The organism is Ruminococcus sp. zg-924 (assembly GCF_024433635.1).
Taxonomy (GTDB): domain Bacteria; phylum Bacillota; class Clostridia; order Oscillospirales; family Acutalibacteraceae; genus UBA7067.
Window position 1 is genome coordinate 1 of sequence record NZ_WNJZ01000022.1, and the last position, 20,182, is coordinate 20,182.

Annotated in this window: 14 protein-coding genes and 1 other annotated feature; of the genes, 3 read left to right on the forward strand and 11 right to left on the reverse strand. The window is 41.9% G+C overall.

The features are described 5' to 3' along the window. Nucleotides 1–166 precede the first annotated feature (166 nt). The 3 genes from ileS to GMA13_RS09815 form a co-directional block, all read right to left on the reverse strand. Nucleotides 167–3,316: an isoleucine--tRNA ligase gene (gene ileS, locus GMA13_RS09805; RefSeq protein WP_255884332.1), complete on the reverse strand. Its 3,150-nt coding sequence runs from the start codon at nt 3,314–3,316 to the stop codon at nt 167–169. Between the two features lie 36 nt (nt 3,317–3,352). Beyond that, nucleotides 3,353–3,582, reverse strand: a binding site (T-box leader). Nucleotides 3,583–3,691: 109 nt separating this feature from the next. Then, nucleotides 3,692–4,336, reverse strand: coding sequence for a sporulation protein YunB (yunB, locus tag GMA13_RS09810; RefSeq protein ID WP_255884334.1), 645 nt, complete (start codon nt 4,334–4,336; stop codon nt 3,692–3,694). 100 nt (nt 4,337–4,436) lie between these two features. Next, a complete protein-coding gene (locus GMA13_RS09815; protein WP_255884335.1) occupies nt 4,437–5,537 on the reverse strand; it encodes a cohesin domain-containing protein in 1,101 nt (366 codons plus the stop codon). A gap of 227 nt (nt 5,538–5,764) precedes the next feature. On the opposite strand from GMA13_RS09815, the gene GMA13_RS09820 reads away from it, so the two are divergent. Both GMA13_RS09820 and GMA13_RS09825 read left to right on the forward strand, forming a co-directional pair. Further along, the gene (locus tag GMA13_RS09820) at nt 5,765–7,090 is read left to right on the forward strand and encodes an MATE family efflux transporter (protein WP_255884337.1); all 1,326 of its coding nucleotides are present in this window, start codon (nt 5,765–5,767) and stop codon (nt 7,088–7,090) included. Nucleotides 7,091–7,212: 122 nt separating this feature from the next. Beyond that, nucleotides 7,213–7,575, forward strand: coding sequence for a hypothetical protein (locus GMA13_RS09825; RefSeq protein WP_255884339.1), 363 nt, complete (start codon nt 7,213–7,215; stop codon nt 7,573–7,575). Between the two features lie 96 nt (nt 7,576–7,671). Here GMA13_RS09825 and GMA13_RS09830 read toward each other — a convergent pair whose 3' ends face one another. The 8 genes from GMA13_RS09830 to GMA13_RS09865 form a co-directional block, all read right to left on the reverse strand. Beyond that, on the reverse strand, nt 7,672–8,184 hold the full coding sequence (locus tag GMA13_RS09830) for a DinB family protein (RefSeq protein ID WP_255884341.1): 513 nt from the start codon (nt 8,182–8,184) through the stop codon (nt 7,672–7,674). An 86-nt stretch (nt 8,185–8,270) separates the two neighbouring features. Next, nucleotides 8,271–8,687, reverse strand: a complete 417-nt coding sequence (locus GMA13_RS09835) for a hypothetical protein (protein ID WP_255884342.1) — start codon at nt 8,685–8,687, stop codon at nt 8,271–8,273. A gap of 61 nt (nt 8,688–8,748) precedes the next feature. Continuing rightward, on the reverse strand, nt 8,749–10,083 hold the full coding sequence (locus tag GMA13_RS09840) for a glucose-6-phosphate isomerase (RefSeq protein WP_255884344.1): 1,335 nt from the start codon (nt 10,081–10,083) through the stop codon (nt 8,749–8,751). 96 nt (nt 10,084–10,179) lie between these two features. Continuing rightward, entirely contained in the window at nt 10,180–11,328 is a 1,149-nt protein-coding gene (locus GMA13_RS09845) for a D-alanyl-D-alanine carboxypeptidase family protein (RefSeq protein WP_255884346.1), read from the reverse strand. A 158-nt stretch (nt 11,329–11,486) separates the two neighbouring features. Beyond that, nucleotides 11,487–12,974, reverse strand: a complete 1,488-nt coding sequence (locus GMA13_RS09850; protein ID WP_255884348.1) for an alpha-amylase family glycosyl hydrolase — start codon at nt 12,972–12,974, stop codon at nt 11,487–11,489. Between the two features lie 157 nt (nt 12,975–13,131). Beyond that, a complete protein-coding gene (locus GMA13_RS09855) occupies nt 13,132–17,787 on the reverse strand; it encodes a dockerin type I repeat-containing protein (protein ID WP_255911187.1) in 4,656 nt (1,551 codons plus the stop codon). Nucleotides 17,788–18,167: 380 nt separating this feature from the next. After that, nucleotides 18,168–18,311 carry a hypothetical protein gene (locus GMA13_RS09860; protein ID WP_255884355.1) on the reverse strand — a complete coding sequence of 48 codons (144 nt, stop codon included), beginning with the start codon at nt 18,309–18,311 and terminating at the stop codon, nt 18,168–18,170. A 303-nt stretch (nt 18,312–18,614) separates the two neighbouring features. Further along, nucleotides 18,615–19,277, reverse strand: coding sequence for a Crp/Fnr family transcriptional regulator (locus GMA13_RS09865; protein ID WP_255884357.1), 663 nt, complete (start codon nt 19,275–19,277; stop codon nt 18,615–18,617). Between the two features lie 143 nt (nt 19,278–19,420). Here GMA13_RS09865 and GMA13_RS09870 point away from each other — a divergent pair, with 143 nt between their 5' ends. After that, entirely contained in the window at nt 19,421–20,119 is a 699-nt protein-coding gene (locus GMA13_RS09870) for an ATP-binding protein (protein WP_255884359.1), read from the forward strand. The last annotated feature ends 63 nt before the right edge of the window (nt 20,120–20,182 follow it).

Sequence of the window (20,182 nt, forward strand, 5' to 3'; positions counted from 1 at the left end):
ATATCGTATTCAAACAAAAACAAAACTGACTCCGCTAGAAAAACGAAATCAGTTTGTTGCTTAAATTTTAATTTTAACTACATCAAGTAGGCTTTTTTGTACTGTCTGCATAACTTGGGGCAGTTCACTGAGAGCCTTGTAGTTTTTTATTTCTCTAATTCAAAGCTTAAGCATTTTTCTCAACGGCTATTGTTACATCCTCGCCGTTTACGCTCCATTGCTTTTGATAGCCATTAGCGTCATTTACGATAAGGTCGGTTGCAAGAACCTCAGACTTAATCTTGTCTGCGTTCTTTGTCATAATTCCTGCAATTTTTTCATTGTCAGATACGTATACCTTTATCGAGTCGATAACATCAAAGCCGGCTTCTTTACGCATAGTCTGAATCTTGCTTATAATTTCACGAACAAAGCCTTCCTCGATAAGCTCCGGAGTAAGGTTTGTGTCGATAACAACGGTAAGCTCGTTCTCGCTTGCACTAACATAGCCTGACTTTTCCTCTGAGCTAATAAGAAGATCCTCTTCTGTAAGCTCAACCGAACTGCCGTTAACTTCAAACTTAATTGCGCCGTTTGACTTAAGCTGTGCCATTGCCGCACTGCCGTCAACCTCGCTTAAGTATGCCTTAATGCCGCCGAGCAGCTTGCCGTATTTCGGGCCTACTGTTCTGAGCTGCGGCTTAAACGAATAAGATGTGAATTCACTAACATCTGAAGCAAATACAACGCTCTTAACATTAAGCTCGCCTGCAATAATATCAGTATAGAACTCAGAAAGCTGCCAATCAGCCTTAATGTACATTTTTGCAACAGGCTGCTTTGTCTTGATATTTGAGGAATTTCTGCATGATCTTCCGAGTACAACGGCATCGAGCAGATGCTCCATATCTGTTTCAAGCTGAGTGTCAATAAGAGCTTCGTTATATTCCGGAAAATCACAAAGATGAATGCTTTCCGGAGCGTTTTTATCAACGCTTCTAACAATGTTCTGATATATTTCGTCTGTCATAAACGGAATAATCGGAGCCGCTGCCTTACAGATTGTGAGAAGTGATGTGTATAGAGTCATATAAGCGTTAATCTTATCCTGCTCCATTCCCTTGCTCCAAAATCTTGCTCTTGAACGTCTTACATACCAGTTTGACATTTCGTCAATAAAAGTCTGAATTGCCCTTGCAGTTTCAGGTATGCGGTAATTTGAGAGGTTTTCATCAACGCTTTTAACAGTTGAATTGAGCCTTGACAGGAGCCATTTATCCATTACGGAAAGCTTTTCATATTCAAGCTTATAATCATTCGGGTTGAACTCGTCGATATCTGCATAGAGGATATAGAAAGCGTAGGTGTTCCAAAGTGTTGACAGAACCTTGCGCTGACCCTCTATAACTGCCTTATCGTGGAATTTGTTTGGCAGCCACGGTGCGCTGTTTGAGGAAAAATACCAGCGGATTGCGTCTGCACCGTGCTTTTTAAGAGCCTCCATCGGGTCAACGGCGTTGCCCTTAGATTTTGACATTTTCTGACCGTTTTCATCCTGAACGTGGCCAAGAACTATAACATTCCTGTACGGAGCCTTATCAAACAGCAAAGTTGACTCAGCAAGCAGTGTGTAGAACCAGCCTCTTGTCTGGTCAACAGCCTCGGAGATAAAGTCAGCCGGGAACTGCTGCTCGAACAAATCCTTATTCTCAAACGGATAGTGGTGTTGTGCAAACGGCATTGCGCCCGAGTCAAACCAGCAGTCAAGCACCTCAGGTACTCTGTGCATCGGCTTGCCGCATTCCGGACAGGTAATTGTTATCTCGTCGATATAAGGGCGGTGCAGCTCAACTGTTTTGGCTGCCTCATTGCCGCTAAGCTCAAAAAGCTCCTGACGGCTGCCTACACAATGCTGATGACCACACTCACATTCCCAGATATTAAGCGGTGTACCCCAATATCTGTTACGGGAAACACCCCAATCGAGTACGTTGTTAAGCCAGTCACCGAAGCGGCCCTTTCCGATTGAATCCGGAATCCAGTTTACTGTGTTATTGTTCTTTATCAAATCATCCTTAACTGCTGTCATCTTGATAAACCATGACTCACGTGCATAGTAGATAAGCGGTGTGTCACAGCGCCAGCAGTGCGGATAGCTATGTTCAAACTTAGGTGCGTCAAAGAGCAGACCCTTTTTATCAAGGTCAACAAGTACAAGCTTGTCTGCGTCTTTGCAGAACACACCCTCATACGGCGTTTCCTTTGTCATATTGCCTTTTCCGTCAACAAGCTGAACGAACGGCAAATCATAGTTTCTGCCAACCTTTGCGTCATCCTCACCGAATGCAGGAGCAATATGAACTACGCCTGTACCGTCTGTAAGAGTTACATATCCGTCGCAGGTTACAAAGTGTGACTTCTTGCGCTGCTTGGCTATCATCTCGTTTGCGCCGTCGAACAACGGCTCATACTCCTTGTATTCAAGCTCACGACCCTTATAGGTCTCTAAAACCTCATAAGGTGCAGTCGGCTTGTCACCGCCAAGAATTGTTTCAGCCAAAGCCTGAGCAAGATAATATGTGTAGCCGTCGGCTGTTTTAACCTTAACATAGTCCTCATCCGGATTAACGCAGAGTGCTACGTTAGATGGAAGAGTCCACGGTGTTGTTGTCCATGCGAGAATATATGCATCCTCGTCCTTAACCTTAAAGCGAACAACTGCGGAGCGTTCCTTAACATCCTTATAACCCTGAGCAACTTCGTGAGATGAAAGCGGTGTTCCGCAGCGTGGGCAGTACGGAACAATCTTGAAGCCTTTATACAACAGCTTTTTGTCCCAAATCTGCTTTAATGCCCACCACTCTGACTCAATATAGTCATCATGATATGTAACATAAGGGTTATCCATATCAGCCCAGAAGCCAACACAGCCGGAAAATTCCTCCCACATACCCTTGTACTTCCAAACGCTTTCCTTGCACTTATCAATAAACGGAGCAAGTCCATAGGACTCAATCTGCTCTTTGCCGTCAATATTTAAAAGCTTTTCAACCTCAAGCTCAACCGGAAGTCCGTGAGTATCCCAGCCGGCCTTTCTTGGAACCATATAGCCCTTCATTGTCTTATATCTCGGAATTGTATCCTTGATAACACGGGTAAGAACATGACCGATGTGCGGCTTGCCGTTAGCTGTCGGCGGACCGTCATAGAAGGTGTAGGTCGGAGCGCCCTCACGAGCCTGCATTGATTTTTCAAAAATTTTGTTTTCTTTCCAGAATTTTTCTGTTTCCTGCTCTCTTTCAACAAAGTTAAGATTTGAAGAAACCTTGTTATACATTGCAATAACCTCCTGTAAAAAAATAAAGTCCCATCCGTATAGGATGAGACTGAAACCTCATAAACCACCTGTTTGGAATAAAGATATAAGCCAGAGCTTATTCCCAAAAGCGTACCCATAACGCAGGACTGCGGCATATGCTACTTTATTTCGCAAATGCAGCTCATAAGTGATTTTCACCCAAGCTTTACTCATATCTGCTTTCAGCACACGCAGACTCTCTGTGATTTTCAAGAACGGGTTACTGTCTTAATCATAGCCTTTTAATATGAATTTTTATCTTAATAAATATAACAAAGATTTTTTCAGTTGTCAAGGAGTTTTACGATTTATACTAAACTTTCAGCACAACATTCACTGCCGCAGATGTCACGCCTAATAATACCGTGCAATCGGTAAATAGTTTGGCATCTCGCCAACTATCAAGGTTTGAGCAACAGGCAAAGTGGTTTCAACCACTGCGTTTGGATATTCTTCATCAGAGGTGAGGAATATTTCCGCAAGAACGTGTATCTCAATTATCGATTGCGTTTGATTTATTCCGGCGGACTCAAGCTTGTTTTTAACGTCTGTTTCAACACTGCTTGAAAAATTAAGACGAACATTAAGAGAAGGACCTAAGCCGTTTAAAAGTTCAAATCCTGTTAAGTCTCCAAGATAATAATTAAACTCTCGGTGCTGAAGCTCCTGAAGCTGGTTCTGAATCTCTAACGATACGGCTGCCTTGAGTTTATTTACATTAACCGTATTGGTCGATATGCTGGATACCTTGTTGTCAGAGGTATACTTAATATCAGCTAATTCATCATATGTAAGTTTCATACTGTCAACCGTCTTGTTAACTGCCGTGTTGATTGCCTCTGTCGCAAGAGTTTGCGCTTTAATTTCTGTCAAATCCATTACGGACGGTTGTATTTGAAATTCAATATACGATAAAAAAACTATAACAAGCATAACCGATGTAACAAATATTTTTCTGCCTCTGCTCTTTTTTCTTCTCCACATTCTTCTGATTCGCACTGACAACACCCCTGTTGTTATCTTACGCCGCAAAAACAGAAATGTGAAAAGGCTGTGCCGGAGTAACCTCTCAGCACAGCCTTGAAAACACATATTATAATTATTTAACCGTAATGCTTGTTTCAACATCGTTTGTAACATCGACTAATTCATTTGTACCGATTCCTATAAGCACCTCGGTAGGAGTAACTGTTATATCACACGCCTTAGCTGTGGTGTCCTTAACCTTAAATTTACAGCTAATGAAGTCAGCCGGCATTGAGAAATTGTAACCGGTCGAAACGGAAATGCCGTTTGTCAAAATGAGTCCCGGCTTGTCGATGTTAACAAGGCAGGCTCCGTCAAGAAGCTTTATTGAATCCTTGTCAAGCTCAAGCAGATTTTCATCATATGCGATTGAAAACTGGAAACCGGCAACCGCCTCGTTTATACCCTCTGCAGTTGCAGTAAATTCAACAGTATCTCCAACCTTATAGCTTTTACCATTAATTAAGACCTCACCGTTAGACGGATTGGCACTTGAAGTATTGCCTGAGCTTGAAGAATTATTCTTTGAGCTTGTATTGGAAGAGCTATTGTTCTTTGACGACGTGCTGCTGTCTGTTTTTGAAGAAGTTGCAGGAGTTGTGGGTACATCATAGGAAATAATATTTCCGTCACCGTCGGTTACAACAGTAGAAATCTGACCGTCAGGTCCGACATAAGTTGTTGTTACGTTGCCGTCACTGTCAACCTCTCTTGTTATAGTGTTGCCATACGGGTCAGTAGCCTGTGTTATAACGTGACCGCTATCATCCCTTATGTTCTTGATTACGTCTTCGTATCCGCTCGGCATTGTCATATCCTCCACAGCACTTGATGTACCGGAGGCTGCTGATGAATTATTCTTGTTGTCTGAATTGCCGGAGATACAGAAAACTGCAACAATAGCAACAACAATGACTACTACAATAGCTGCTATTATTCCGACTAACACACCCGTCGGCATTGGCTTTTTACCGTTGCTGTTATCAACAGGCTGGACAGGCAAAGCTTGCGGATTGCTTGCCTTTTCAGATTCAGACTCGTTAAGCGTAACATCAGGCTTGACATCTATTTTCACTAAGCTTTCAGGTGCATCGGCATCAGCGTTCCCTCCACAGTAAGGACAGGCGGTTAAATTATCATCATATTCTTTATTGCATTTCGGACAAAGATTCATCGGAATTATCCCTTTCTATGTAATTTTCAAAAAAATTATACCACAAATCAATTTTTCAGTAAATAAATTACGTCGAATTTTACACATTGTTCATACAGTAAGCTTGCAAAATAAAGCCTTTCAGCACCTCTCAAATACCAATGTGTTTTATATTTCGTATTGCTTGACTTAATAAAACAAATAGAATAATATATACCTTATACACAACAGCTTCGGAGGTTCAGCCTATGAAAAAAATGACATTATTCAGTCTTTCGTGGCCTATATTTATTGAAACAGCATTGTTTATGGCTCTTGGTCTTGTAGATGTTTTTGTACTAAGCCGATACAATGACCTTGCCGCATCATCTGTAAACACGGCAAACCAGGCTATTTCAATCTGCACGCTTGTCTTTACAGTGCTGTCTACCGCAAGCGCAGTGCTTATTTCTCAAAATCTTGGTGCGAATAAAAATAAAGAGGCGTCACGAATTGCGGCGCTGTCTATAACCTTTAATCTCATATTGGGCTTAATTATCAGTGCTGTTCTTGCTATTTTCAGCCGTCCTATATTAAGCTTTATTGGCGCTAAAGGAGAGATTCTTGAATTTGCAACTGAGTATCTAATCATTGTCGGCGGCTTTCTGTTTACTCAGGGTCTTCTCAATGCTCTTGCAGTAATTATCAGAAACTACGGATATACAAAGCTTTCTATGTATGTTACGGTTATAATGAACGTGACAAACACCGTTCTTGACGTTATTTTTGTACTTGGACTTTTCGGCTGTCCTCAACTGGGCGTTAAGGGTGTGGCTATTGCAACCAGTGTCAGCAGAATTGTCGGTATGATAGTCCTGCTTGTAGTTTTATTCGCTAAAATTGAAAAGCCGTCTATGTTTAAGCTGTTAAAGCCGTTTCCGTTTAAGGATTTATGGTTGCTTTTAAAGGTTGGCGTACCGTCAGCATTTGAGTCGTTTAACTACAACATTTCACAGCTTGTTGTAACATCAATAGTCTTGAACTGCTTAACTGATATTGAACTTATCACAAAAACATATATATCCAATATTTCTATGTTTTTCTATATTTTCTCAGTTTCAATCGGACAGGCAGTGCAGATTCTTGTTGGGCATTTATGCGGAGCACGTAAATATGACGAGGCGTACAAAAGTTGTCTGCGAGCATTCAAATCTGCCCTTATCATTGCAATGTGCTTAGAACTTGTCGGCATAATTTTCAGGTATCAGCTTGTGGGAATCTTTACGCAAAACCAAGAGGTTATACAGATGGGCGCTATGCTGATAATAATTAATATATTCGTGGAGATTGGACGAACCACAAACCTCACTGTTATAAGCAGTCTGAGAGGAGCCGGAGATGTGTTCTTTCCAACAGGCGTTGCCATATTCTCAATGTGGCTTGTTAGCACACTTGGCTCGTATATTCTGGCAGTTGTGTTCGGTTTAGGACTAAACGGACTGTGGATAGCCTTTGCTGCTGATGAATGTCTGAGAGGAGCCTTGATGCTTTGGAGATGGAAAAAAGGAAAATGGAGAACCAAGGTGTTGGTATAAAATCTCAAAAATAGTTAGAAATAAGTCGAAACTGCGTGTTAAAGACCGTTTTTTGGGACAGGATAGCTGATATAATTAAAGCATAGAGTAAAACAAAGCTTATTTCGAGAGGAGATTTTACTATGAGCTATCCTGAAAGAAAAAAATACAGAGCTATGAAAACCGCAAAGCAGTATATGAAGCGTTCTTATCTGTTTGACGCTTTAGTTGTTCTCGGCGGGATAAACATTTTAGGCAGCTTCACCTCAATATTTATTTCTCTGCCATACTTCGTATTAAGTCTTGTATTCAGTATTGCTGTTATGGCTGTGGGCTACAAGGCGTCCTCATACTTTGAAGCAAAGGCAATAAGCACTATAAAAAGCATTGACATTGTGCCAATACACAGGCTAAACACAACGAAAAAACCTAAAAGAAATAATATTATCAAGGTTGATTTTCGCAATAAGAGGGTTGACGGCAACAGCCGCTGCTCCGGTATGTAACACTATCTATGTTTTCTCCTTATAATTGAATAACTAAATCAAAGCGGCTGTACGATTTGCAGCCGCTTTGATTTACGGATATAATATAACAGGTTTTCAATAAAAATTAGGCATTGGTGAACTTGGATACGCTCCGTTCATATTCAAAACATACGGCCACTTGCCGGTATCCTGAATCAAAAAGCCGCACACTATACCCATATGTCTGTGCCAATGCCTGAATTGACCGAGAATAAGGCGAAAGCGTGTTATTTCACAGCCTTGCGGAGGTTTTGACAGCTCAACATCACTAAGCGATGAAATATAATTTTCAATCTTCACCTTTATTCTGTAAAAGTACGCTGATATATCTTCTCTGCAGATGTCATTATCACAATTCACCGCATTTAAATCCGCAAGCGTATCTGTATGAAAACTTGGTGGAGAATACTTCTTATCGCAAGGGTTAATATACCATCTGTCCATTGAAAAGAGCATATGGTAAACATACTTCCACATCGGAAGCATATCATACTGTTTATTCCACAACTCATCCGGAATACATTTTATTAAGTTTTCAGTTTCCCACAACGCCCTGCCTGTCAGGTATCTGATATCATCACTGAGCATTTTATCACCTCAATATAGCTTTACACACAAAAAACGGGTGCAAGACTGCACCCGTTAATTACTTTTGTCAAAAGCAGATAAACTGATTAAAGATACTTTGCGTATGCCTTAAGGTCCTCCGGAAGCTCTGCTTCGTCAGCAGAAATGAGGAGAGTAATCTTTGTTTCAGCCTTTTCAGCAAGAGCGCTGAGTTTCTTAACAAGCTCGTCAAGCTCTGCAAAATCCTTACCGCAGATTTTGAAGGTTGAGTCCACAAAAATGTCTGTTACGTCATAGTTACCTGCACAAATGCCGCATACAAAGCCGTAAAGCACATCATAACCCTGAACCTCGTACTGATCTGTATCAATAAGTCTTGCCTTGTGTGTAACGTCAAATGTAAGCTTAGCACCTTTTTCGATTACAACTACATTTCCAGCTGAGGTTGCAACAGCCTCGTTGGCAAGTGAGATTAATTTTTTTGTTTTACCGGTTCCCTTTTTACCTATAAGTAAAGTTACCATTGAATTTGCCTCCTTATATTTACCGCAGATGCGGTTAATTCCTGTGATTGAAATTTCTTTATTAAAGTCTTGCTTCAAGGGCAGATTTCTGCTCCTCATAACCCGGCTTACCCAAGAGAGCAAACATATTCTTCTTGTAGCTTTCAACACCCGGCTGGTTGAACGGGTTTACTCCAAGGAGATATCCGCTGATTGCGCAAGCCTTCTCAAAGAAGTAAATGAGATAACCAAGCTCTGCTTCGTCCATTCTCTGCGCTGTTAATACAACATTCGGAACGCCGCCGTCATTATGCGCAAGAACTGTGCCCTGGAAAGCCTTCTTGTTTACAAAATCAACTGTCTTGCCTGACAAGAAGTTGAGTCCGTCAACATTTTCAGGATCTGTGCCGATTGTGATTGTTCTTTTCGGCTCATTGAAGAGAACAACAGTTTCAAACAGAGTTCTTCTGCCCTGCTGAATATATTGACCCATTGAATGGAGGTCGGTTGAGAATGTAACAGCTGCCGGGAATATACCCTTGTTGTCCTTGCCTTCGCTCTCGCCGAAGAGCTGCTTATACCACTCTGACATCATAGTGAATGCCGGCTCGTAGCTTACAAGAATTTCTGTTGAATAACCCTTTGCGTAAAGAATGTTGCGGATTGCAGCATACTTGTAGCAATCGTTTGTCATAAGGTCATCGTTGTCAAATTCGTCCTGAGCTTTCTTAGCACCGCCCATAAGAGCGTCTATATCTGCTCCTGCAACCGCAATAGGAAGAAGACCTACCGCTGTTAAAACGGAGAAACGTCCGCCTACGTCATCAGGAACAACAAAGGTTTCATAGCCTTCCTTGTCAGCAAGGCTCTTTAATGTACCCTTCGCCTTATCTGTTGTGCAGAAGATTCTCTCCTTTGCACCCTCTTTACCATACTTGTTCTCAAGCATTTCTCTGAGTACACGAAAAGCGATAGCCGGCTCTGTTGTTGTGCCGGATTTGGAAATCATATTGATTGAAACATCTCTGCCCTCGCATATCTCCAAAAGCTCAGAGAGAGCTGTTGAGCTGATGCTGTTGCCAGTGTAGTAAATATCAGGTGTATCCTTTTTAAGAGCGTTGTAGTTTGGTGACTTAATAAATTCAATTGCTGCTCTTGCGCCGAGATATGAGCCGCCAATGCCGATTACAATAAATACATCGGAGTTGCTCTTAATCTTTGCGGCTGCTTTCTTGATTCTGTCAAATTCGTCTTTATCATAATCTGTCGGTAAAGTAAGCCAGCCGAGAAAATCATTTCCGAGACCAGACTTGCCGTGAAGAGTATCATGAGCTGCTTTAACCTGCGATTTAATTGCAACATACTCTTCATCGTTTACAAAACCCTGAAGATGCTTGTCACTTAATTTTGTTGCCATAACATTTTCCTCCTTGCATTCAGCAGAAAATTCTGATGTTGATTTTATTTTACAATATATCTATCAATTTTGCAAGGTGAGATTGTGACTTTTTTCTTAAAACCGCACTATATATTGAAACAAAAGCGATAATACTTCTCCAAAAGAAATTTCCGATACATCTTCTGCGGCAGTTATGCTGTATTCACCTATTGTTTTATCATCAAGATAATATTTTACTGTTCCAACTGCGTCGCCTTTACAAATTGGAGCCATTATCTCCTCGTTAAGCACTATCTTGTTAATAATTCCGCTCTCCTTACCCTTTTCCACAAGAAAACTTCCGTCAAGCTTAAGCTCCACAGCAGCTTGCTTTTGCATACCGTTTTGAACATCAACAAATGATGGTAAGTCCTCAGGCGGATTTGGCGCTACACTTACATAGCCTGCAAAGGCATAATCAAGCAGTGCAGCCGCATCAGCAAATCGCTGTTTGCCGTTGTCTGCGCCAAGTACAACTGCAATTGGCTTAAAGCCATTGCGCTCGGCTGTTGCAGAAATACAGCAGCCTGCGTCATTGGTTGTACCGGTTTTTAAGCCCGTAATGCCGTTATAGGTTTTCAAAAGCTTATTTGTATTTACAATCTGTGTTTCACCGTTTCTCAGTGTATCCATCCATATTGTGCAGTAATTGAAAATTTCCTTATGCTTAATAAGCTCCCTCGACATTACAGCGACATCAAATGCCGATGTAATATGCCCCTCCTCATCAAGACCGTTGCAATTTTTAAAAACAGTATCACTCATTTTAAGCTCCTTTGCCCTCTTGTTCATCATGGACACAAAGGCTTCCTCACTGCCGCATACGTGCTCAGCCAAGGCTACTGCAGCATCATTTGCACTTGCTACCATTGTCGCCTTGATAAGGTCGTCAACGCTCATTATTTCGCCCTCTTCAAGCCAGATATCGCTGCCTCCCATTGACGCAGCGTGAGCACTTGCGCAGACTTCGTCTGTCATTGAGATTTTACCGCTGTCAATCGCTTCAAAGACAAGCAGCAAAGTCATAACCTTAGTAATTGAGGCGCAGGGTCGCTGTGAATGACTCTCCTTTTCATACAACACCTGTCCTGTTGTGCTGTCCATAAGAAGTGCAGACGGAGCAGACACCAAACTGTCAGACGACGCTGCTAAAGCAACAGGTGCAGTGAAATAGGCGGTAAGAAGCGACAACAACAGCGTAAGAGATATTATCAGTTTTTTCAAAATACCATTTCCTTTCCGTATCCGTAATCAATTGCTAATTTATATGCAGGTACGGGCGTTGGTATGAAAGGGATACGCATTGAAAAAGAAAGAGGTTTACAGACAGAAAAAGGAACGGGCGTCTGCCCGTTCCCGTAATGAGTTTTATATAATATAGTTTAATAAAGAACTACAATTGCGCCGGGTTCAAGTGTTCCGGTCAAAACGCCGTTCTTAACGGTAAATTTGCCGCCTGAAACCTTGTCGGTGTACTCGCCGTCTGCAAGTACCGTTTTAACGTCCTTAAGCTCTTCCTTGCTTGTGCTGATGCTTACTATTACAGCGCCGCTTGTGCCACGCTCAATCATAGCAATCATATCACTGTCCATCGGGTTTGAGATTGTTTCATCAAGGCCTATCATATGATTTCTGAACTTATTGACCTCGGCAACCTCTTTGGACTTATAGAATTCACTGCCTTCCTCGCCAATCTTATTGTTGCCCCATTGGCTGTCAATGCTTGCGCCTGCCGGTCTGCTGAAAAACAGCGGTGTACCTCCGCTTCTCGCAGCTATAATTGCCCAGCCGTGCTTTACATCGTCCTCGGTGAGCTGTGCCCAAGAGCCGTCGTTGCAGTAATTATCATGTGACTCTACCCAAGTAACAAGCTTATTCGGGTCAAGTCCGTTTACGCCGTAGTCGCTCCACTTCGTTGTACTTACATCCAGATTTGCAATAGAGTTTCTAATGTACTGACCATAGGTGGCGGAGGTTATGTTAAGCAAATCTGCGTAAGAAGCCGATCTGTCTGCACCGCCCTGAAGCACCTCGCCGTATTGGAATTCAGCGCCGTTGTCAAGAATAACATTCCAAAAGTCACTTGCGTACTCCTCTGGGTCATCACTAAGCTCGATATGCTTTGTTGCGTCATAGCGGAAACCGGACGCACCATCTTCTACACACTTTTTAAGATAGCTTAAGATATACTGCTGCATCTTCGGATCCTGAGTATTCAAATCCTTAAGCCCAAGCAGATTGCCCTGTGTAACCTGCTTTCTGTTGTTGTAATCCGTTATATCCTTTGAGTTATGGAAAGGCTCGTCCGTTATGTTGAAAATATCCTCAGATATAACGTTTATGTCGCTTGTCATATGGTTTACAACTGCGTCAACAATAATCTTTATTCCGTATTTTTCAGCCTCTTGACACAGCTCTTTGAACTCCTCTTCAGTGCCAAGCTGATAGTTACCTATTGTGTAGTTAGTGGGCTGGTAATGGTAATACCACTTGCCGTTATTTTCGCTGTCCTCAACGTCTTGAAGCTGCATTCCGCCGTTTTCGCCAACCTTGCACTCGTTTATTGGCGACGTCTGGACTGCGGTGTATCCTGCTTCTGCAATGTCCTTAAGGTTTGCCTTTATTGTGTTAAATGACCAACACCAAGCATGGAGAATTGTTCCTGTTGCAATCTCAGGAGAAAGCTCGTATTCGCCAACAAGCTTAACATCTGATTTTGACGGAGTCTGCGAGGAACTTTCCTGCTGTGAGGAAGCCGAAGAAGTCTGTGATGAACCCGACTGAGATTCAGACGATGAACCGCCGGCACAGGAAGAAAGGCTCACTAAAATTAGGGATGCCAATATAGCTGATAATATTCTTTTTTTCATAGTAAAAACCTCCGGAAAATTTATATGCTAATTATACCAATTTTGTGGCTTGCAGTAAATAGAGTTAAGAAAAAATGTTTTGGTTTATCAAGCCTTATCCAAAAAAGCGAGGACACCTCGCAGAGATGCCCTCGTATTTGGGAAAGAAGTTTAGTTATCAGTATTTGCTCGAATAGCTGAAGGCTGTGATATTAGCAATTACCTTTTGAACTATGATAGCGTCGGAAATAGTAACTTTGCCGTCATAATTCAAATCAGCCGCCTTTGACGATGTGTCGTTAAGCTTAATAATATTTGCAATGTGCTTCTGAACTAAGATTGCGTCGGAGATAGAAATAGAATTGTTGCCGTCAACATCTCCAAGGAATACATCATCCTTTGCACCGTCAGCAATAACCTTTACTGAAGATGTGTTTGTCTTTGGTGATACAGCAGCGCCGTTTTTGTTCTTAAGGCTGTTGTATGTTGTAGAGATTGTAGCCTCACCCTGGTCAGCGACTACATTGAATACAAGCTTTACAAGTACTTTTTCACTTGTAAAGTCATAGCCGCTTGCATTTGTGCAAATTACTGAAGCAGCACCGTTTGCAGAGTTAAGGTTCACCTTTGCTCCTGTCTTGATGTTCGGAAGTACGCCTGTGTTTATAGATGTGCTGAGCTTTGACATCTCAAGGATTCCAGAAGTGTAATTTACTGTTGCATTAATATATGAGAGAACCTCTGATGCGCTGAGCATAGCCTGATAAACAACCTGGTCGCCCTTGTTTACTGCCTGGCCGTTAACTGTAAGCTTCTTCTCAGAGCCCTGATACAGTCTAACTTCATCTGTGAGTGTATAGTCTGCATCAAGCTGGAAGCCTGCGTCATCTGTGCGCTCAAATGAAAGACACTGGGCAATATTTGTTGAAATGTTGGTTTCACCGCTTGAAGCAGTAACCACAAATCTGTAAATTACAAGTACAGAACCATTCTTTGTAAAGTCATAGCCCTTGCTTGAACCAAAGCTTGCCATTGCATTAGCCTTGAGAGCATTCGGAGTGGATGTGTAATCATATAATAATGTGCCGCCCTTTGAAATAATCGGGTATGCATCTGCATCTGCCAGCTGAGCGTCAGAGAACTGAACATAGTTGCTGTCATACGATGTTTTGAAAGCAATACCGCCTAAGTTTTCAGTTGTCTTAACATATGCAACATATTCGATAATATCACCACGGCTGAACTTAGTGCCATTGATAGTAACACCGCCTACTGGCTGTGTCGGATCAGTAGGATCTGTTGGGTCTGTCGGAACTGTCGGGTCTGTTGGATCTGTTGTAACAGATGTTACAAGTGTTACCTTGTAGCTTGTTTTACCCGGAATATCTTTACTGTCAAAATCATACTCTTCAAGGATTTTGTGTGACAGCGAGGTTGTGCCACTCTCAGCGATAACCTCAAACTGTGCAATTACAAGAACATCCTCTGTTCTAAAGTCTATATTGTTTGCACTCATATCTGAGTAGCCAATACCCTTACCGTCAGTTTCGTCAACATAATTTCTGTTTACCATGTACGAACCAATTGAAGAAAGCTTTTCTGAGAATGCTGCGTCGTTTGTTTCAAATTCATCAGTAAGCTTCAGGTAAGCGCTGTCATATTTAATGAAGCCCTGAATACCTGATATAAGCTTATCATTCTGATGTCTTACAGTAATCTGAACAATATCGCCCTTGTTGTACTTTACACCATTGATTACTACGCCCTTTGTAACTGTTGGGTCTGTCGGTACAGTCGGATCTGTTGTTGTAGGAATATCTGAATAGAGTGCAACTTTACCGGATGGTGTAGCTGTTGTTGAAACAGGAATACCGTTGCCGTCAACTTTCATTGAGTAAGCCTCGGTTACTGTTGTGTTAATTGAAGTAGTACCTGTTGAAGCTGTAACAACAAATCTGAGCTTTACAAGAACTGTTTTGTCGCTCTGGAAGTTGTAGCCGCCTGCAGACGGTGTAGCCATTGCATTAAACGAAACTGTGTTTGTATTTGTTTTAAGATCGTAAGCCAAGGAACCTCCCTTTGAAATAACAGGGAACATTTCTGCTTCTGTAAGCTGTGCAGCTGTAAGGCTTACATATTTGCTGTCATAGGTTGTCTTTGCGTTTACGCCTGAAAGAACCTCTGAAGCCTTGAGATAGCCGGTGTATTCAATAACATCGCCCTTATTAAACTTTGTTCCGTTGATAATAACATTGTCTGACGTCTGTGTTGAGTTAGTAGGATCTGTCGCAACAGTCGGGTCTGTTGGATCTGTTGTAACAGATGTTACAAGTGTTACCTTGTAGCTTGTGTTACCCGGAATATCTTTACTGTCAAAATCATACTCTTCAAGGATTTTGTGTGACAGCGAGGTTGTGCCACTCTCAGCGATAACCTCAAACTGTGCAATTACAAGAACATCCTCTGTTCTAAAGTCTATATTGTTTGCACTCATATTTGAGTAACCAATACCATTACCGTCAGTTTCGTCAACATAATTTCTGTTTACCATGTAAGAACCAACTGAAGAAAGCTTTTCTGAGAATGCTGCGTCGTTTGTTTCAAATTCATCAGTAAGCTTCAGGTAAGCGCTGTCATATTTAATGAAGCCCTGAATACCTGATATAAGCTTATCGTTCTGATGTCTTACAGTAATCTGAACAATATCACCCTTGTTGTACTTTACACCGTTGATTACTACACCATTTGTAACTGTTGGGTCTGTCGAAGTTGAAGAAGTTATGGTAGTTACAGTTTTTGCGCCTGTTACAGCGTTTTTACTCATATCATAAGCTTCGTCAATTATTGTAGAAATTTTTACACTGCCGCCAACTGCATTTACTTTGTACTTAAGTGTAATCAATGTTTTTGCAGTTGCAAAGCTGTAACCTGCTGATGCGTCAATAGCATTGAAATAAACAGCCTTTGAGCCGTCATTAGGAGCAAAGTTTACAACAACGTTTCCGTTTTTAAGGTTTGGACAAGCTTCTGACTGAGTAGCCGTAAGAAGTGTAAGCGAGCCTGTTGAACCTGAAAGTGTAACGTGACCGCCTATTGCAGAAAGCTTTGCAGCGTTCTGAAGTGTTGTTGTATATGTAATAGTATCTCCCAGGCTGTATGTTTTGTTGTTAACCGTAAGCTTAGCAGGGTCTGTCACAGGGTCTGTTACAGGGTCTGTCACAGGGTCTGTTACAGGGTCTGTCACAGGATCTGTTACAGGGTCTGTTACAGGATCTGTTACAGGGTCTGTCGGAACATCGCCGCTGTAAACCGACCAAGTGCCAAGCATATTGTCCCAGCCCTCATCAAGAGTAAAGAAATTTTTGCCGCTTTCAAGCGCAATATCACCCGACTGGTTGTATTTGTTGTCCCAATTATTTTCGGTTGTAGTCGGATTCATACGAACGAATATAACATGCGTCCACTGTCCGCTTGTCGGAACTGCGGCTGAGTATGTATCTGTTTCACCGGAAACAGCAGTCATACTCGCCCAAGCCTCAGCGCCGTTACCGAAGAAGTAAGCCGCAAAGCGTGGGCTGTCCTGTCCCCAACTTGAGTTCAGCTTGAGGTAAATCGTTGATGAATCTCCACCCGGAGTCGGTGTAGGAGTTATCGGCTGTGAGCCTTGATATACCGACCAAGTGCCAAGCATATTATCCCAGCCCTCATCAAGAGTAAAGAAATTTTTGCCGCTTTCAAGCGCAATATCACCCGACTGGTTATATTTGTTGTCCCAATTGTTTTCGGTTGTAGTCGGATTCATACGAACAAATATAACATGCGTCCACTGTCCACTTGTCGGAACTGCGGCTGAGTATATATCTGTTTCGCCTGAAACAGCAGTCATACTCGACCAAGCCTCAGCGCCGTTACCGAAGAAGTAAGCCGCAAAGCGTGGGCTGTCCTGTCCCCAGTTTGAGTTCAGCTTGAGGTAAATCGTTGATGAAGCTCCACCCGGAGTCGGTGTAGGAGTTATCGGCTGTGAGCCTTGATATACCGACCAAGTACCAAGCATATTATCCCAGCCCTCGTCAAGAGTAAAGAAATTTTTGCCGCTTTCAAGCGCAATATCGCCCGATTGGTTATATTTGTTGTCCCAATTATTTTCGGTTGTAGTCGGATTCATACGAACAAATATAACATTCGTCCACTGTCCGCTTGTCGGAACTGCGGCTGAGTATGTATCTGTTTCGCCTGAAACAGCAGTCATACTCGACCAAGCCTCAGCGCCGTTACCGAAGAAGTAAGCCGCAAAGCGTGGGCTGTCCTGTCCCCAGTTTGAGTTCAGCTTGAGGTAAATCGTTGATGAAGCTCCGCCCGGAGTCGGTGTAGGAGTTATCGGCTGTGAGCCTTGATATACCGACCAAGTGCCAAGCATATTATCCCAGCCCTCGTCAAGGGTGAGGAAATTTTTGCCGCTTTCAAGCGCAATATCGCCCGACTGGTTGTATTTGTTGTTCCAATTATTTTCGGTTGTAGTCGGATTCATACGAACGAATATAACATGCGTCCACTGTCCGCTTGTCGGAACTGCGGCTGAGTATGTATCTGTTTCACCGGAAACAGCAGTCATGCTCGCCCAAGCCTCAGCGCCGTTACCGAAGAAGTAAGCCGCAAAGCGTGGGCTGTCCTGTCCCCAGCTTGAGTTTAGCTTGAGGTAAATTACTGAAGCCGAACCGGATTCAATTACCCCGGTATCAACAGCAGAGGCATAGGTTGTACCGATGAAAAGCATTGAAAATGCAAGCAGTACAGCCAATACCAAGCTGGTAACACGATGCTTTGTCTTTACCATTTTGTTCAAGTCCTTTCCTAAAAAAATCCAAAATTTCGCATTCTCATGCTGTTAATAGTATAGCAATATATTGGGTCTTAAGTCAACAAAATCACCATATTTACTGAGCTGCAACAGAATTTTTGTATATTTGAATATAAAATTTTTTTGACTTTGTGTGAATTGCACAGAATATTTTTTCCAATTGTTTTATTCAAACTCAGTATTCTGCCGCACAAGAAATATGCTCCCGTGTGTCCTTTTCTAAAGACTTCACGGGAGCAAATATGTTATTACGATTCGGGTTGTTCAACCTTTTTTATCTTGAATATTTTACGCAGTACAAAACCCATAAGCGGAGAGCTTTTTACAACTACTACCTTCACCTCTTCACCCCCTGTTCATCTTCTGATTAAGCAGCAGCCAAGCGATATAAGCAGAACCACCACAATAAACGTAAAGCATCCCTCGGGCAGCAGACTCGAGGTTATGATTCCTGCGGCAAAGGCTATGGCGCATTTGCCCCTTGTTCTACAACAGTTCATTGTATCAATTCCTTTTCAAAAGCTTTAGGCAATACCGCAAAATCAAAGAGTGCTGGTTTTCACAGCGGCGTAGCCTTAATCCTACTTATATATTACTCACCGCTGCTAACTTTGTTACATTTAAATTCAGTTGTAAGGATTTATATAAATTCTTGCAAGACAAAAAACTTGCAGAACAAAAATTATCCTCTCACTCCACATCTCGGCGTATGGCGGTTTAATTTAAAAGTAAATATGCGCTGCCTTTTAGCCGCAACTCAAAACGAACTGCAAAAACATATCCTTAATTTTCCATATATTTGACTATAATTTCAATTTAAACTTATTCTTATGGAATTCTATAACACCCTCATAGCGCAGCCTGCCAAGCTCAGTGCACATTGCGCTTCTGTCAACTCCTAAGTAATCGGCTAAGGCTTGGCGGTCATAGGGAATTGTAAACTCGGCAGAGCTTGACTTTTTTGCCTGAGTAAGCAGAAATGCCATAAGCTTCTCCTTGGTACTTCTCTTTGATGTTATTTCAATTTTTTGGCTAAGCTTAAGGTTTTTGCCTGCAATTATCTTTAAAAGATTGTTTCTCAGCGTATTTTGAAAATCAGAAGAATCAACACTTGTATGAAATAGCTTTTTGCAGTCAACAAGCATTATCTCGCTGTTATTGTTGGATACAACACTAACCGGAAGGTATGATACTTCAGCACAGACAAAAGCTTCTCCAAACAGCTCGCCCGACTCAGCCTGAGCAACAACACATCTGCTGCCGCAGTAATCCTCTTTGATAATCATAACACTTCCTGTCAGAACTATACCAATATGCTGTACAGGCTCTCCCTCACGAAAAATGAATTGATTTTTCGTATAATTTTCGACACGGGCATTAAGAAATGCGAGCATATTGTAATAATCACTCTCGCCTATTCCGATAAACAAGGGAATTTTTTTCAAAATTTCAAAATATTTTTTCATAACTTCTTTGTCCTTTGTTGTAAATCCAACATACATTTTATCAGTATTATAGTACACTTATGCCAGAAAGTAAACGGAGGTGAAAAAACCGTTTAAGCTATTAAACTTAAGAAATACTTTAAAACAATCAGGAGGATACAATTATGCTTAGAAAAATAATTAAGATAGATGAAGAAAAATGTAACGGCTGCGGTGCCTGCGCCGACGCCTGTCACGAGGGAGCTATTGATATGGTGGATGGAAAGGCCAAGCTTATGCGTGAGGACTACTGCGACGGTCTTGGTGACTGTCTGCCTGCCTGCCCCACAGGCGCTATATCATTTGAAGTGCGTGAAGCTCCTGCATACAACGAGGAGGCTGTAAAGGCAAGCCAGACAAAAAAACAAGTCAAACCCCTGCCGTGCGGCTGCCCGGGAACACAGTCAAAAATGTTAAATCACAGCGTCGATAATATAAATGAAGCATTTGCACCTGTTTCCAGCAAGCTTTCACAGTGGCCTGTTCAAATTAAGCTTGCGCCGATAAATGCATCGTATTTTAACAACGCAAATCTTCTTATCGCCGCCGACTGTACAGCATACGCTTATGGAAATTTCCACAATGATTTTATAAAAAACAAAATTACTCTTATAGGCTGTCCAAAGCTTGACAGTACCGATTATTCCGAAAAGCTTACTGAGATTATCAAACACAATAACATCAAAAGTGTTACAGTTGTCAGAATGGAAGTTCCGTGCTGTGGAGGTATTGAAAACGCAGTTAAAACAGCACTTCAAGCAAGCGGTAAATTTATACCGTGGCAGGTTGTTACAATTTCAACTGACGGAAGGATTTTAGACTGAAAAATAATATATAAGAAATAAGCTGCCCTGTTATGCTTGTAATGCACAAAGGGCAGCTTTTTA